Genomic DNA, 15,766 nt, shown 5'->3' with positions numbered 1-15,766 from the left:
CCGCATCTCTGGTGCGACGTCAAAACGCGTAACTTGCTAATCTGTAGGCGAATTCGCCTAAAAATGAAGACTATTTCTTTATGGAATCCTGGAAAGTTAATCTCATCTCGGTCTGGTTCGGCTGCTTCTTCACCGGGCTGGCCATTAGCCAGATCCTGCCGTTTCTGCCGCTGTACGTCTCGCAGCTGGGGGTGACTTCGCATGAAGCGCTCTCCATGTGGTCCGGTCTGACGTTCAGCGTCACGTTCCTGGTCTCTGCCATCGTGTCACCAATGTGGGGCAGCCTGGCGGATCGAAAAGGCCGAAAACTGATGCTGCTGCGCGCCTCGCTCGGGATGGCAATCGCCATTCTGCTGCAGGCCTTCGCCACCAACGTCTGGCAGCTGTTTTTCCTGCGCGCGGTGATGGGGCTGACGTCCGGGTACATTCCGAATGCCATGGCGCTGGTCGCCTCTCAGGTGCCGCGCGAGCGTAGCGGCTGGGCGCTGAGTACGCTCTCCACGGCGCAGATCAGCGGCGTCATCGGCGGTCCGCTGCTGGGCGGCTTTCTGGCGGACCACGTCGGGCTGCGCGCGGTATTTATCATCACCGCGATCCTGCTGGTGGTCAGCTTTCTGGTCACGCTCTTTCTTATCAAAGAGGGAGGTCGCCCGGTGATCGGTAAATCTGAACGCCTGAGCGGCAGGGCCGTCTTCGCCTCGCTGCCCTATCCGGGACTGATGATCAGCCTGTTTGTGACCACCATGGTGATCCAGCTCTGTAACGGTTCGGTCGGTCCGATTCTGGCGCTGTTTATCAAGTCGATGGAGCCGGAGAGCACAAATATCGCTTTTCTGAGCGGCATGATTGCCGCCGTGCCTGGCGTATCCGCCCTGATTTCCGCGCCGCGTCTGGGAAAACTGGGTGACAGGATCGGTACGGCGCGCATCCTGATGGCGACGCTGATCTTTGCGGTCGTGCTCTTCTTCGCGATGTCGTTTGTCACCTCTCCGCTTCAGCTTGGCGTATTGCGATTTCTGCTCGGGTTTGCTGATGGCGCAATGCTGCCTGCGGTACAGACCCTGCTGGTTAAATATTCCAGCGACCAGGTGACGGGGCGTATTTTTGGATATAACCAGTCATTTATGTATCTGGGGAATGTTGCCGGTCCGCTTATTGGCGCATCCGTTTCCGCGATGGCCGGTTTTCGTTGGGTATTTGCGGCTACGGCGATTGTCGTTTTAATCAATATTATCCAACTGGCTATTGCGCTGCGCCGCCGCAGACAAATGGCGGAGGCTAAGTCGGCGAGATAATCGTTTCGCTGATGTATTATATATTCTTATAGTAGCCGCATTTTTATATAACAAAATGCGGCGTTTTTTATAGAAAAACGTTTCGCTCACCGCGACGGACCTTTATTTTCATTCCTGCGTCACTTTTGCATACCGTAATAAATTTCTTCTCTTTGCATTATGGATTCAGAATGCTAACTTCAGACAAAACTGAAAAAGGAACTGGCACGATGAAAAATCTCATTGCTGAATTGCTGGTCAAGCTGGCACAAAAGGAAGAAGAGTCAAAAGAGCTGGTTGCCCAGGTCGAAGCGCTGGAAATTGTGGTCACCGCGCTGCTGCGACAAATGGCGAAAACCGATCAACAGGCGTTGATTGAGAGCGTGGAAGGCGCGCTGGAGAGCGTCAGGCCTGAATCGCAGGTCCCGGTTGAGGATGCCGAGATGCTCCACCAGTACGTAAAGAAGCTGTTAAGGCATCCGCGCAGCTAAACCGTCACAGGACGTAACGACGTGTCATAGAATTGTCATGCAGGATGCCTATAGTCGCTCTGTTTTTATTTTTATGTATTTGTACATGGAGAAAATAAATTGAAACAGAGCGCACTTTTCATCGCATTACTTCCCCTGTTAATTACCCCCGCCATTTATGCCGATACTGCTCATACCAGCGTGCTGGATAATCGCGCGGCAAAAGGGGATATCACCCAGCCCGGCGGCGCACGCCGTTTATCAGAAGATCAAACCGCCGCTATTCGCGCTTCGCTGAATGATAAGCCAGCGAAAAATATTATTCTGCTTATTGGCGATGGAATGGGCGATTCCGAAATCACGGCGGCGCGAAATTACGCCGAGGGGGCGGGCGGTTTTTTTAAAGGTATCGACGCATTACCGCTGACCGGACAATATACCCATTACGCGCTGGATAAAAAAACCGGCAAACCCGATTACGTGACGGACTCCGCGGCCTCTGCCACGGCGTGGTCCACCGGCGTGAAAACCTATAATGGCGCGCTGGGTGTGGATATTCACGAACAAGATCATCAAACCCTTCTGGAGATGGCGAAAGCGGCAGGCCTGGCGACCGGCAACGTCTCTACCGCTGAGCTTCAGGACGCAACGCCTGCGGCACTGGTGGCGCACGTGACCTCGCGTAAATGCTACGGCCCGTCAGTGACCAGCGAAAAATGCCCAACGAACGCGCTGGAAAAAGGCGGCAAAGGTTCGATTACGGAACAGCTGCTGAACGCGCGTCCTGACGTGACCCTGGGCGGCGGCGCGAAAACCTTCGCCGAAACCGCGACGGCGGGCGAGTGGCAGGGCAAAACGCTGCGCGAGCAGGCGCAGGCTCGCGGCTATCAGCTGGTGAGTGATGCCAGTTCTCTGGCGGCGATAACCGAGGCGAGCCAGGACAAACCGCTGCTGGGGCTGTTCTCCGACGGCAACATGCCCGTGCGCTGGGAAGGACCAAAAGCCTCATATCACGGCAATATTGATAAACCTGCCGTAACCTGTACGCCTAACCCGAAACGCACTGACAGCGTACCGACGCTGGCGGCGATGACCGATAAAGCGATCTCTCTGCTGAGCAAGAGCGAAAAAGGGTTCTTCCTGCAGGTGGAAGGCGCATCGATCGATAAGCAGGATCATGCGGCGAATCCGTGCGGCCAGATTGGCGAAACCGTCGATCTGGACGAAGCGGTGCAGAAGGCGCTTGAGTTCGCGAAAAAAGACGGCAACACCCTGGTGATCGTCACCGCGGACCATGCCCACGCCAGCCAGATCATCCCGGCAGATACCAAAGCCCCGGGCCTGACGCAGGCGCTGAATACCAAAGATGGCGCCGTTATGGTGTTGAGCTACGGCAACTCTGAAGAAGAGTCCATGGAGCACACCGGCACCCAGCTGCGCATTGCAGCCTACGGCCCGCACGCGGCAAACGTGGTAGGCCTGACCGATCAAACCGATCTGTTCTACACCATGAAGGCGGCGCTGGGTCTTAAATGATAAAACCCCGGCGGAAATCACATCTGCCGGGTGGTTTTTTTCCCGTCACGAACCAGACTTACAGGGAATGTTCACAAAAGGATGGTGCAATGAAAACAACATTACTGGTTACTCTGCTCTCCGGCCTGTTCCTGGTCGCATCGGCGAACGCGGAAGAGAAGACGCTAACGCCGCAACAACAGCGTATGACCACCTGTAATCAACAGGCGACGTCTCAGAGTCTGAAGGGAGATGCCCGCAAGACCTACATGAGCGACTGCCTTAAAAACGGCGCCTCGAAGCCCGCTGAAAAAAGCCTGACGCCGCAGCAGCAAAAAATGCGCGAGTGTAATGCGAAAGCGACCGAGCAGTCCCTGAAAGGGGACGACCGCAACAAGTTCATGAGTGCCTGCCTGAAGAAAAAAGTGTAGTTCTAACGGGTGAGCGGCTTCGGCGGCTCACCCGAAATTTCATACTTTCCCCGCAGACCTCCTCTCTATAATTTGGGAAATTGTTTCAGAATATTCCCAAAAATGATGAATGATGAAACGTATTACAACAAAAAGCGCATTCGGGAAGAGTGGAATTTAACCCTTTCTCAGGATGACCCTTACCGCGCCGGCATTCAGTTTTCCCGGCGAGTTCGGCTGGCGCGCGCCGTCGGGCTGGCGGCGATGTTTTTTCCGATTGCAGGGATGCTGGTCACCCATTTTTTACCCGGCGGCTGGTGGCTTTTACTGGTGGGGTGGTCGTTCGTCTGGCCCCATTTCGCCTGGCAGCTATCCTGCCGTGCCGCTTCACCTCATCAGCAGGAAATTTTCAATCTTAAAATCGATGCCATTATTGCCGGGCTCTGGATCGGCGTGATGGGGATGAATGCGCTACCCACGGCAGCGCTGGTGATGATGGTGGGGATGAATATGATGGGCTCCGGCGGCTGTCGTCTGTTTATTCCGGGGATAGCGTTGACGCTGCTGTCTGCGCTGGTGACCCTGCCACTCGTCGGGAAGGTGGCCGTCTTCAACCCCGACCCTGTGGAGTGGGGCCTAACGCTGCCCGTACTCATGCTTTATCCCATGCTGTTTGCCTGGCTTAGCCACCGCACCGCCGTCAGGCTTGCGGAGCACAAGCGGCGGCTGGAAATGATGAGCACCCGCGACGGCATGACCGGGGTCTTTAACCGCCGACACTGGGAAATGCTGCTGCGAAATGAATTTGAGCACTGTCGGCGCGACCACGGCACCGCCACGATACTGCTGATTGATATCGACCACTTTAAAAACATCAACGACACCTGGGGGCACGACGTGGGCGACGAGGCGATCGTTGCCATTACGCGTCAGCTCCAGCGGTCAGTACGGTCAGGCGATGCGATCGGACGGTTTGGTGGGGATGAGTTTGCGGTGATTATGTCGCAGACAGCGGCGGAAAGCGCCATCGCCGTGATGTCGCGTTTGCATGAGCGGCTGGAAAAGCTGACGTTACCATGCGCGCCAAAAGAAGCGCTGCGCATCAGCGTCGGCGTTGCCCCCTGGGGACCGCAGTTTGGACACTATCGGGAATGGCTGAAGGCGGCTGACGTGGCGCTGTACAAGGCGAAAAATGCCGGGCGCGGCCGCACCGAAGTGGCGGCCTGACGCCCGACGGCGAGGATCAGGATTTACTCAGCTTCTCTGATTTTTCCATGCATTTTGCCATCGCTTCAATGACCGCCGAGCGGAATCCGCGCTCTTCCAGCACCCGTACCGCTTCGATGGTGGTACCGCCCGGGGAGCAGACCATGTCTTTCAGTTCACCCGGGTGTTTGCCGGTTTCCAGCACCATTTTGGCGGAGCCCATAACGGCCTGCGCGGCGAACTTATACGCCTGCGCGCGCGGCATTCCGCCAAGCACGGCGGCATCCGCCATCGCTTCTAAAAACATGAAAACATAGGCAGGGGCTGAGCCACTCACGCCGACCACCGGATGGATCATGGATTCGGCAATCACTTCAGCTTCACCGAAGCAGCGGAAAATGTTCAGCACATCGGCCACTTCTTCCGTGGTCACCAGCGCGTTAGGCGTGACGGAGGTCATGCCGGCGTTGACCAGCGACGGAGTGTTCGGCATCGCGCGGACGATTTTACGATCGTGACCCAGCGCGCGCGCCAGCTGGTCGAGCGTAACGCCCGCGGCAATCGACACGACCAGCGTCTCTTTATTCAGGCTGGAGGTAATATCGCTCAGCACTTTGATCATGATGTTCGGCTTGACGGCGCCAAAGACGATATCGGCGACCTGGGCCACTTCCTGCGCGCTTTCGGCAGCGTTGATCCCGTATTGATCGCGCAACGCGGCGACCTTGTCCGGTGACGGGGTATAGACCCAGATCTGACCCGGCAGCACCTGCCCGCTGGCGATCAGACCGCCCAGGATGGCTTTGCCCATGTTACCGCAGCCGATAAACCCGATTTTCTTGTCCATCACGATTCTCCGTCATTATGCGTTGTTTTCTCTGATTGATAGCTTAACAACGAAATGCAGGCGACAATAGTCGACAGAGTCATTATGGGGAGACAATATGGCGATTTGGGTAGATGCGGACGCGTGTCCGAATGTGATTAAAGAGATTTTATTTCGCGCCGCCGAGCGCGTTCAGATGCCGCTGACGCTGGTGGCGAACCAGAATATTCGCGTACCGCCTTCGCGGTTCATCCGCTCCTTGCGCGTGCCGGCCGGATTCGACGTGGCGGATAACGAAATTGTTCGCCTGTGTAGCGCAGAGGATCTGGTGATCACGGCGGATATTCCGCTGGCCGCTGAAGTGCTGGAGAAAGGGGCGGCGGCGCTCAATCCGCGCGGGGAGCGTTACTCGCCTTCGACCATTCGCGAGAAGCTCACCATGCGCGATTTTATGGATACGATGCGGGCCAGCGGCGTGCAGACCGGTGGACCGGACAGCCTGTCCCAGCGCGATCGCCAGCAGTTTGCTGCCGAGCTGGATAAATGGCTGCTGGAAGTGAAGCGCCGCACAGCGTAATGATAATTATTGTCAATTTGTGGTACAGTGTGGCCTCCACAGGGTTGTCATCCCGTACCGCTTTGCAGTAAAGTAATCGCAACATCTTCTGCAATTATTTCTTTACACTCTTCAGCCATTCGGCATCAAGGGGAACACCTGGCATGACCCAACCCATCTTTTTAGTTGGCCCCCGCGGCTGTGGGAAAACCACCGTTGGCCTGGAGCTGGCACGCGTGTGTCATCGCCAGTTTGTTGATACCGACCACTGGCTGCAAACCGAGGCCGGAAAAACCATCGCTGAGATCGTTGAGCAAGAGGGATGGGAGAGCTTTCGCGCACGCGAAACCGCCGCGCTGAAGGCGGTCACTACCCCTTCTGCCGTGATCGCGACCGGAGGTGGCATTGTTCTGGCGGAATGTAATCGTCACTTTATGCGCGAAAAGGGGATTGTGATTTACCTCAGCGCGCCGGTGTCGGCTCTGGTAGGGCGTCTGGAAGCTTTTCCAGAAGAGGGGCAGCGTCCTGCGCTGACCTCCAGGCCGCTCAACGAAGAGGTGAGTGAAGTGCTGGCCGAACGCGATGCGTTATACCGCGAAGCGGCTCACCACGTGGTGGATGCGTCAGCCTCTCCCGAAGACGTTGTGATTCAGATTATTACCGCCCTGCGTTTGGCTTGTGCCAGCTAACCGGCGTCTATACTTATAGCTCAGACATAAAAAAAGGATGAGCTATGCCAACCAGACCCCCCTATCCGCGTGAAGCGCGCATTGTTACCGTCGAAAAAGGCCATACGGGCCATACCGTGACCTGGTATCAACTGCGTGCCGATCACCCCAAACCGGACTCGCTGATCAGTGAACACGAGACTGAACAGGAAGCGCTGGACGCAAAACGGCGCTACGAAGATCCCGATATAACCTGAATGTTTTCCTAAACGCTCCAATATCGTGCCTGAATCACACTTTTTACTCATCGAGAAAGTTAAGCAGGAGTTAATATTTAGTTATTACAAGTAACTCCGGTATCGGCAGGCGATCTTTACATTTCGATGTCGGGATCACCTGCTACGCTTGGTGCTGTTTTGTTGAAAAAATGAACTGTGCAGCGTAGTGAGCCTGTACCTGTGTACACGATGGTGGAGTAATGGAAGGCGATAAAAATGAAGGCAACGTTGGCGATCCTCACTATTGGTGTGGTCCCTGTAAGCGAAGTGTTACCGCTCTTAACCGAGCATGTATCTGAACAACAGATAACGCATCTCAGCCTGCTGGGGAAGATGAGTCGGGAAGAGGTCATGGAAGACTACGCTGTCGAGGCGGGGGAGGATCCCCTGGCGACGTTATTAAGTGACGGTAAACTGGCGCACGTTTCACGCCAGAAAATCGAGCGCTCGCTGCAGGGCGTGATAGAAGTGCTCGATAATCAAGGTTACGACGTTATTTTGCTGATGAGTACCGCACCCATTAAGGGGCTTACGGCGCGTAATGCGATTTTGCTGGAGCCGATGCGAATCATTCCACCGCTGGTGGCCTCTATTGTTGACGGTCATCAGGTGGGGGTGATTGTTCCCATTGAGGAACTCATGGATAACCAGGAGGCAAAATGGCAGGTGCTGGAAAAAGTGCCCTTGTATGCGCTGGCAAATCCGTTCTGGGACAGTGAGGCCAAGCTCATTGCTGCCGGGAAGGAACTGCTTGAGAGAGGGGCGGACGTCTTGATCCTGGACTGCCTGGGTTTCCATCAGCATCATCGTGACTTGCTGCAAAAAGCGCTGGATGTGCCCGTGCTGTTATCCAACGTTCTGATGGCTCGTCTGGCCTCGGAACTCCTCATGTAATGATTTTGCGTGACAGGTGATGAGCATGGCCCCTATAGTGAATTTTTATCTATAAATATAAGGGCCAGTTCATGCTTCAAAGTAACGAATACTTTTCCGGTAAAGTGAAATCCATTGGTTTTACCAGCAGCAGCACTGGTCGCGCCAGTGTCGGCGTAATGGCGGAAGGGGAATACACCTTTGGCACGGCGGAAGCTGAAGAAATGACGGTCGTCAGCGGGGCGCTGAACGTCTTACTGCCGGGTGAAACGGAATGGAAAGTTTACGCTGCCGGGCAAGTTTTCAATGTCCCTGGCCACAGCGAATTTCATTTGCAGGTGGCTGAACCCACCTCATATCTGTGCCGCTACCTGAAATAAAAAAATAAGCCGGGTGGCGCTAACGCTTACCCGGCCTGCGTTTTGCCTGTTATCTCTGCGCTTCGCCGCCGAGACCTTCCACCAGATTCTGAATCAACGCGGCCAGCTCGCCGGTCATCAGGATGAAGTCCGCGTCAAAACGCTGGGCGTAATCTTCCCTGTCGATATCTTCGTTCTGATCGCGCAGCTCGTCGCAGAACTTCAGCCGCTTCACGGAGCCGTCGTCGCACATCACGAACTGAATACGCTGCTGCCAGTCGAGCGCCAGTTTAGTGACCACTTTACCCGCTTCGATGTGTACGGCGATCTCGTCGCTCACCAGATCCTGCTTCTTCGCGCGGATCACGCCGCCATCTTCCAGCAGGGCTTTCAGCTCGGCTTCATCAAGGATCTGGAAACCCTGCGCCGCTGCGCCGCTGCGTACCCATTCTGTCAGCGTCAGCTCGATCGGCGTTTCAAGCGCCAGCGGAACGACCGGTAAAGAGCCGATGCTTTTGCGCAGCAGGGCCAGCGTATCTTCTGCTTTCTTGGCGCTGGCGCAGTCCACCATGATCAGCCCGTTGACGGTGTCGATCCACATCATGGTCTGGCTGAAGCGGCTGAAGGCGCGCGGCAGCAGGGAGTGCAGCACTTCGTCTTTCAGCGAATCTTTTTCGGTCTTTTTCAGCTTGCGTCCCTGTTCGGCTTCCAGCTTGAAAATTTTCGCTTCGAGCGCCTGCTTAACCACCGGCGTCGGCAGGATTTTCTCTTCTTTACGGGCGCAGACGATGATTTGACCCGTGCTGCTGGCGTGGGTCAGTGCATCGCTTTGTGAACCCATTGGCGGAACCCAACCGGTTTTCGCCATATCCTGGCTACCGCAAGGGGAAAAGGTATAAGCGGCTAACTGTTTTTCCATCTCTTCTGCACGCAGCGAAACGTCGCGGCTGAGACGGTAAACCATCAAATTTTTGAACCACAGCATGATAATTTCCACGGCCTTGTCGTTAAATCAGCGGGCATGATAACGAATTGTCGCATCGCTTGCATTGCTAATCGGGAAGCGTGCTTCTACTCTGTTGATAATCAAAATAATGAGGAGAGTCTTGTGCGTATTGGGATCGATTTGGGCGGCACCAAAACAGAAGTCATCGCACTGAGCGAGCAGGGGGAGCAGCTGTTTCGTCATCGTCTGCCGACGCCGCGTGATGATTATCACCAGACTATCGAGACGATTGCCAGACTGGTTGAGATGGCCGAGCAGGCGACAGGGCAAACCGGCAGCGTCGGGATGGGGATCCCAGGGTCGATCTCGCCGTATACCGGGGTGGTTAAAAATGCGAACTCCACCTGGCTCAACGGTCAGCCGTTTGATAAAGATTTGAGCCAGCGTCTGAACCGGGAAGTGCGTCTGGCCAACGACGCCAACTGCCTGGCGGTCTCTGAGGCCATCGACGGCGCGGCGGCCGGTGCCCAGACCGTGTTTGCCGTGATCGTCGGTACCGGCTGCGGCGCGGGCGTGGCGCTCGGCGGGCGCGCCCATATCGGCGGCAACGGCACGGCGGGCGAATGGGGACACAACCCGCTGCCGTGGATGGATGAAGATGAGCTTAAATACCGCGCTGAGGTGCCGTGCTACTGCGGAAAGCAAGGCTGTATTGAGACGTTTATCTCCGGCACCGGTTTCGCGACCGACTACCACCGTCTGAGCGGCCAGCCGCTCAAGGGCAACGAGATTATGCGTCTGGTCGACGAGCAGGATCCTGTCGCCGAACTGGCCCTTAGCCGCTACGAAATGCGGCTGGCGAAATCCCTGGCGCACGTGGTGAATATTCTCGATCCGGACGTGATTGTGCTCGGCGGCGGCATGAGCAACGTTGACCGGCTGTACGCCACGGTACCGAACCTGGTGAAACAGTGGGTCTTCGGCGGCGAGTGTGAAACCCCGATCCGCAAAGCCGTCCACGGTGACTCCAGCGGCGTGCGCGGCGCGGCGTGGCTGTGGCCGGAATAAACGCAAAACGGCAACTTGCGTTGCCGTTTTTGATGTTTTTACCCTCTCCCTGTGGGAGAGGGCTAGGGTGAGGGCATCAGACCGCACCCACCCCCATTTATTCCACCGCAAATACCTTGTCCAGCCTGCTGTACCCCAGCCCGTTGATCTTCTTCACCTTGATCTGCACCGGAATGCGCTCTTTCATCGCCTCTACGTGGCTGATCACGCCGATGGTTTTCCCGGTGGCGTTCAGCGCGTCGAGCGCATCCAGCGCGGTATCCAGCGTTTCACTGTCGAGCGTGCCGAACCCTTCATCCAGGAACAGGGAGTCGATCCGCGTCTTATGACTCACCAGGTCGGAAAGCGCCAGCGCCAGCGCCAGGCTGACCAGGAAGCTCTCACCGCCCGAGAGCGTGCGGGTGTCGCGAACCGCGTCCGCCTGCCACGTATCGACCACTTCCAGCTCCAGCGCGTCGCTGGCCTTGCGCTGTAACAAATAGCGCCCGTGCAGACGGTTAAGCTGCTGGTTAGCAAGCCAGACAAGATTGTCCAGCGTCAGCCCCTGCGCGAACTTACGGAACTTGTCGCCGGTGCTGGAGCCGATCAGCGCGTTCAGATAACCCCAGTCGTCCGCCTGGCGCGCGGCCTCTTCAATTTGCTGCATCAACGCCAGCTGGTGCTGACGGTTATCGCTGTCCTGCTTGAGCTGCTGGCGGATCTCGCCCTGATGCGTCGTGTTCTCGCGAAGCCGTTGCGCCAGCTGCTGCAGCTGGCTTTGCAGCGCAGGAGCATCGGCGTCGAGCCCTTCCGGCCGCAGCGCCAGATGAGCCTGCAGCTGCTGGTTAGCCTGTCCGGAAAGGGCCGCGGCCTGCTGTATCTGGCTTTCCAGCGACTGTTTCAGCTGTTCGAGGTGGCGAATAGCGTCGTCATCCAGCAGCGCGGCAAGGAACGCCTCCCGATCGGCAAAGCAGCTCGCTGAGAGCGCCGCGGTGAACTGCGTCTGCGACTGCTGCAGGCGCTCTTGCTCCAGCGTTTCCTGCTGCTGCTGCGCGGTGAGCTGGCTCTGTAGCGACACGCATTCGTCGTGCACGTCGCGCCAGCCGTCCGGAATGGCCGGTTCGGCCTCTTCGCTGTGCGTTTCCGGAAGCGTGTCGAGCAGCGGCTTGAGAGCGTTTATGCGTTCCAGAAGCACGCCGTGCTGGGTTTGTTTCTCCTGCCACTGCGCGAATTCCGCTTCGCGGGCGTGGAGCCAGGCGGCTTCATTACCGTCTTCAGGTACGTTAAGCGATAGCGAGAGCAGGGTGTGTTCCAGCGCCTGGCGTGCGGCCGTCAACTGCTGCTGATACTGCCGCTCCTGCACTTCCTGCTCGTTCAGCTGGTTTTGCAGGGTCAGACGCTGGCTGAGCTGATAAAGCTGGCGCTCGTACTGTTCCTGCTCGTTCATCCATGGCGTGATATCTTCCTGAATATTCAACGCGATGTTCAGGGACGCGCAGGCTTCCTGCCACTCTTTAGTGAGTGCTTGCTCTTCCTGAGAGAGAGTCTGCGCTTCGTCCGTCTCGCGCTGGATCTGCTGAGTCAGGGCATTAACCTGTCCCAGTACCAGCAGGCCTTCCTCTTTAAGCGCGGCGACCTCTTTTTCCAGGGCATCGCGGCGGCGCTGGTTATCCGTCAACTCAAGCGACAGGTATTGCTCAACGGCGGGGTGCTCGCTGGAGCCGCACAGCGGACAGGGTTTGCCTGCCTCAAGCCGGGAACGATAGCTTTCCAGGTCTTTAATCGTCGCTTCACGTTCGCACAGGGCCTTCAGGTCCAGAAAGTGCTGGTGTTTCTCTTTGTACTGCTGGCGGCGGAGCGTCAGCGTTTCATTGAGTTTATGTTGATCGGCCTGGGCCTTCTGCACGCTTTCAACGCTCTGGTGCAGGCGCTTTTGCAGCGGCTGATAGCGGGCATGCAGCGACGTTAGCCGCTGGCGCAGCGTGCGTGACCGGGACTGTTGCTCCATGGCCGCGCTGACCTCATCCGCCGTCAGGGTCAGCGCATTTTCCGGCATCTCAGCCAGCCTGTTGCGTAATTCACTCATCTTCGCAGCAAGCGAGGCTAACTGCGTTTTATCGCGGTTAAGCTGCGAGAGCTGGGCACGCCAGCCGGCAATCTCCTGCCCCAGCAGGCGATAGCGCTCGTGCTCCGCCAGCCACTGCGCCAGCGCCGTCAGTTCGGTCTGAAGCTGCTCATGATTCCGCTGGGCGGTATGACGGATCCGCGCGCGCAGTGCGGTTTTGGCTTGTAAGCGAGTATTTACTTCGATAATTCGCTGCTGGGTTTGCGTCAGACGGGCGGTCTGCTCCTGCTGGTGCTCCCAAAGCGGTCGAAGCTGGGCGGCGGGCAGAGCGAGCTGGAGCTTTGCCAGCTCTGGCGCAGCGTTTGTCAGCGCCTGCTGCGCCTGCTGCTGCATCGTGGTGACGCGCTGTTGCTCAAGCACGAGCTCGTCATGGCGCGTAAGCCACTGAAAATCTTTCTGCTGGCTTTGCTGCTGAACCAGCAGGGTTTTCTCTTCGTCAGTAAGTGCCTGCAAACTTTGCTGCAACTGCTGCTGTTGCTCTTCGCTCAACAGCACGACGCCCGCCGCCTGCGCCTCGCATTTTTCAAGCACGCTGCGGGCGGCTTTGTGTTTTTCAAACACCATGGCGGAAATCTGGCCGTAGATCTCGGTGCCGGTCAGCTCTTCCAGCAGCTCGGCGCGATCGCTCGGTTTGGCATTAAGGAAGGCGGCAAACTGCCCCTGTGAGAGCAGCATGGAGCGGGTAAAGCGGCCATAGTCCAGCCCGGTGAGCGCAGCGGTTTGCTCCAGTTTATCCGTCACTTTGTCGGCGAGGATTTTGCCATCTTCGCAGCGCGCCAGCTCCACGCGCGGCGCCTGCAGGTTCCCGTCCGGCTGGTTGCGCGCGCGGTTCTGGCTCCAGAAGGCGCGATAGGCGGTGCCTTTTACCTCGAACTCCACTTCCGCCAGGCACTCGGCGGTGTCGCGCGTCATCAGGTCGTTTTGCGCCTGAGAAACCTTCTGCAGTCGCGGCGTTTCGTGATAAAGCGCCAGACAGATGGCGTCAAGCAGGGTGGTTTTACCTGCCCCGGTCGCGCCGGTGATGGCAAACAGACCGTTGCTGGCAAACGGCTCCGAGGTAAAGTCAATTTTCCACTCGCCCTTGAGGGAGTTGAGATTTTTCAGGCGCAGGCTCAAAATTTTCATGCGTTTTCTTCCTCATCATTGAGCGCATGCAGGGTATGGCTGAACAGTTCGCTGAGCCTTGCGCGCTTCGCGTCGTCAATTTCCTCCTGCGAGAGCCTGCGTTCAAACACCTCTTCAACCCGCAGCTCACTGAGCGTTTCCCGTTGAGCGCTTAACAGAATTTTCTCGCGCTGCTCGCGACAGCGGCGTACCAGTAAGACTTCGACAGGCAAATCTTCCGTCAGCGCCTGAATTTTACGCTGCATATCGTGCAGGTAGTCATCGGTGGTGATTTCGATATCCAGCCAGACGGGCGGGTTAAGCGCCGCGCCGCGCCACTGCTCAAGCTGGGCGGTAATGGCGTCGAGATCGCCCTTTAGCACCGCCAGCGGCTGGGTGACGGGCACCTCCAGCGTTTCGACGGCGCAGAGTTTTCCCTCGGAGAAGCTCACCAGATGGACGGATTTGGCCTTGCCCGTCTCGTCAAAGCTGAGCGAAACAGGCGAGCCGCAGTAGCGGATGTGCTCGCTGCCGCCGACGATCTGCGCCCGGTGAATGTGTCCGAGCGCAATGTAGTCGGCTGGCGGGAAGTTCGGAGCCGGGAAAGCATCCAGCGTACCGATATAGATGTCACGTACGGCGTCACTTTTACTGGCCCCGACGGTGGTGAGATGCCCGGTCGCAATCACCGGAATCGGCCGGTCGCCGCGCAGGGCGCAGGCATCGGCATGCTGCTGGTGATAATAGTCGGTGATGGCCTGTAACAGATGCTGTTGCTTTTCGCCGCCGGAAAGTCCCGCCTGGCTTTGCACAATATCGCGCGGACGCAAAAACGGAATGGGACACAGCACCGCCCCCGGCGTGCCGTCGCGTTTTTTTAGGATCTGCGGGGCGTGCCCGGCGCTGGCGACGACGGTGGTATTGAGAAATGCCAGGATGTCGCGGGATTCATTGAGCGTCGCGACGGAATCGTGGTTACCGGCGACAATCACCAGATGACAGCCGGTTTGCTGCAGATTCACCACGAAGCGGTTATACAGTTCACGCGCATAGCTGGGGGGCGAGCCGGTATCAAAGATGTCACCCGCCACAATAATCGCGTCCACCTCGTGCGTCCGGGCCGTTTCCAGCAGCCAGTTCAGGAAGGCTTCATGTTCAGCCGCACGGCTTTTGCTGTAAAAATTTTGACCCAGATGCCAGTCCGAGGTGTGAAGTATGCGCATAGCTGATCCGTGGCAAAAAAGAGAAAGCAGGATTATAAACCTTCAGAGACGGGAAAATAACCGCTGTAATAAAACAACGGTTTGCCCGTTATCATGGTACTGTTTTTCATAAATCTGTCATAAATCTGACGCATAATGGCGCCGAATTACAAACTTGTAACTTAAATAAGATAAGACAGGGCAAAGTATGGCGAGACGTATTCTGGTCGTAGAAGATGAAGCTCCAATTCGTGAAATGGTGTGCTTCGTGCTCGAGCAAAACGGCTTCCAGCCGGTTGAAGCGGAAGATTATGACAGCGCAGTGAACCAGCTGAATGAACCCTGGCCCGATCTGATTCTGCTGGACTGGATGTTGCCCGGCGGCTCCGGACTGCAGTTTATCAAACACCTGAAGCGCGAGGCGCTGACCCGCGACATCCCGGTTGTGATGCTCACGGCGCGCGGAGAAGAAGAGGATCGCGTTCGCGGTCTGGAGACCGGCGCGGACGATTACATTACTAAACCGTTCTCCCCAAAAGAGCTGGTTGCCCGCATTAAAGCCGTGATGCGCCGTATTTCGCCGATGGCGGTGGAAGAGGTGATAGAGATGCAGGGGCTGAGCCTTGACCCCACCTCACACCGCGTGATGACCGGTGAAAATCCCCTCGACATGGGGCCTACCGAATTTAAACTCCTGCACTTCTTTATGACCCACCCGGAACGCGTGTACAGCCGCGAGCAGTTGCTGAATAACGTCTGGGGAACTAACGTGTATGTCGAAGACCGGACGGTTGACGTACATATTCGCCGCCTGCGAAAAGCGCTGGAACTGAGCGGCCACGATCGCATGGTGCAGACGGTCCGCGGCACGGGTTATCGTTTTTCTACCCGTTTCTGAACAATGACA

Annotated in this window: 16 protein-coding genes; 12 read left to right on the top strand and 4 right to left on the bottom strand. The window is 57.0% G+C overall.

The genetic code is table 11. The features are described 5' to 3' along the window. Window positions 1–80: 80 nt before the first annotated feature. The 5 genes from V4835_RS18880 to adrA all read left to right on the top strand — a co-directional run bounded on the left by V4835_RS18880 (window position 81) and on the right by adrA (window position 4,896). Window positions 81–1,295 carry a multidrug efflux MFS transporter gene (locus tag V4835_RS18880; protein WP_063144804.1) on the top strand — a complete coding sequence of 405 codons (1,215 nt, stop codon included), beginning with the start codon at window positions 81–83 and terminating at the stop codon, window positions 1,293–1,295. A 209-nt stretch (window positions 1,296–1,504) separates the two neighbouring features. Then, complete coding sequence (gene iraP, locus V4835_RS18875) at window positions 1,505–1,765, top strand: anti-adapter protein IraP (protein ID WP_023293178.1); 261 nt, start codon at window positions 1,505–1,507, stop codon at window positions 1,763–1,765. A gap of 99 nt (window positions 1,766–1,864) precedes the next feature. Then, entirely contained in the window at window positions 1,865–3,280 is a 1,416-nt protein-coding gene (phoA, locus tag V4835_RS18870) for an alkaline phosphatase (RefSeq protein ID WP_331413224.1), read from the top strand. Between the two features lie 89 nt (window positions 3,281–3,369). Continuing rightward, window positions 3,370–3,690: a phosphate starvation-inducible protein PsiF gene (gene psiF, locus V4835_RS18865; protein ID WP_331413223.1), complete on the top strand. Its 321-nt coding sequence runs from the start codon at window positions 3,370–3,372 to the stop codon at window positions 3,688–3,690. Window positions 3,691–3,792: 102 nt separating this feature from the next. Continuing rightward, window positions 3,793–4,896, top strand: coding sequence for a diguanylate cyclase AdrA (adrA, locus tag V4835_RS18860; RefSeq protein ID WP_331413221.1), 1,104 nt, complete (start codon window positions 3,793–3,795; stop codon window positions 4,894–4,896). Window positions 4,897–4,912: 16 nt separating this feature from the next. Here adrA and proC read toward each other — a convergent pair whose 3' ends face one another. Next, window positions 4,913–5,722, bottom strand: coding sequence for a pyrroline-5-carboxylate reductase (proC, locus tag V4835_RS18855; RefSeq protein WP_024906789.1), 810 nt, complete (start codon window positions 5,720–5,722; stop codon window positions 4,913–4,915). A 97-nt stretch (window positions 5,723–5,819) separates the two neighbouring features. Here proC and V4835_RS18850 point away from each other — a divergent pair, with 97 nt between their 5' ends. The 5 genes from V4835_RS18850 to ppnP all read left to right on the top strand — a co-directional run bounded on the left by V4835_RS18850 (window position 5,820) and on the right by ppnP (window position 8,456). After that, entirely contained in the window at window positions 5,820–6,278 is a 459-nt protein-coding gene (locus V4835_RS18850) for a YaiI/YqxD family protein (RefSeq protein ID WP_010428006.1), read from the top strand. A 143-nt stretch (window positions 6,279–6,421) separates the two neighbouring features. Beyond that, window positions 6,422–6,946 (top strand): shikimate kinase AroL, encoded by a 525-nt coding sequence (gene aroL / locus V4835_RS18845; RefSeq protein ID WP_032639634.1) that lies wholly within the window; start codon window positions 6,422–6,424, stop codon window positions 6,944–6,946. A gap of 44 nt (window positions 6,947–6,990) precedes the next feature. Further along, window positions 6,991–7,182, top strand: a complete 192-nt coding sequence (gene yaiA, locus V4835_RS18840; protein WP_023334675.1) for a protein YaiA — start codon at window positions 6,991–6,993, stop codon at window positions 7,180–7,182. A gap of 237 nt (window positions 7,183–7,419) precedes the next feature. Continuing rightward, entirely contained in the window at window positions 7,420–8,097 is a 678-nt protein-coding gene (locus V4835_RS18835; protein ID WP_023334676.1) for an AroM family protein, read from the top strand. Between the two features lie 71 nt (window positions 8,098–8,168). Beyond that, window positions 8,169–8,456 (top strand): pyrimidine/purine nucleoside phosphorylase, encoded by a 288-nt coding sequence (ppnP, locus tag V4835_RS18830; RefSeq protein ID WP_008503270.1) that lies wholly within the window; start codon window positions 8,169–8,171, stop codon window positions 8,454–8,456. 49 nt (window positions 8,457–8,505) lie between these two features. On the opposite strand, the gene rdgC is transcribed toward ppnP, so the two are convergent. Beyond that, complete coding sequence (rdgC, locus tag V4835_RS18825) at window positions 8,506–9,420, bottom strand: recombination-associated protein RdgC (protein ID WP_023310540.1); 915 nt, start codon at window positions 9,418–9,420, stop codon at window positions 8,506–8,508. A 123-nt stretch (window positions 9,421–9,543) separates the two neighbouring features. On the opposite strand from rdgC, the gene mak reads away from it, so the two are divergent. After that, a complete protein-coding gene (gene mak, locus V4835_RS18820; RefSeq protein WP_331413218.1) occupies window positions 9,544–10,449 on the top strand; it encodes a fructokinase in 906 nt (301 codons plus the stop codon). 97 nt (window positions 10,450–10,546) lie between these two features. On the opposite strand, the gene sbcC is transcribed toward mak, so the two are convergent. Beyond that, a complete protein-coding gene (sbcC, locus tag V4835_RS18815) occupies window positions 10,547–13,678 on the bottom strand; it encodes an exonuclease subunit SbcC (protein WP_331413216.1) in 3,132 nt (1,043 codons plus the stop codon). Then, on the bottom strand, window positions 13,675–14,880 hold the full coding sequence (gene sbcD, locus V4835_RS18810) for an exonuclease subunit SbcD (protein WP_331413215.1): 1,206 nt from the start codon (window positions 14,878–14,880) through the stop codon (window positions 13,675–13,677). The genes sbcC and sbcD overlap by 4 nt, the downstream gene beginning before the upstream one ends. 187 nt (window positions 14,881–15,067) lie before the next feature. Here sbcD and phoB point away from each other — a divergent pair, with 187 nt between their 5' ends. Further along, the gene (phoB, locus tag V4835_RS18805) at window positions 15,068–15,757 is read left to right on the top strand and encodes a phosphate response regulator transcription factor PhoB (RefSeq protein WP_008503265.1); all 690 of its coding nucleotides are present in this window, start codon (window positions 15,068–15,070) and stop codon (window positions 15,755–15,757) included. Window positions 15,758–15,766: the final 9 nt, after the last annotated feature.

The organism is Enterobacter cloacae complex sp. CARB60 (assembly GCF_036487345.1).
GTDB classification, from domain to species: domain Bacteria; phylum Pseudomonadota; class Gammaproteobacteria; order Enterobacterales; family Enterobacteriaceae; genus Enterobacter; species Enterobacter asburiae_D.
This window is presented reverse-complemented; position numbering and strand designations above follow the sequence as displayed.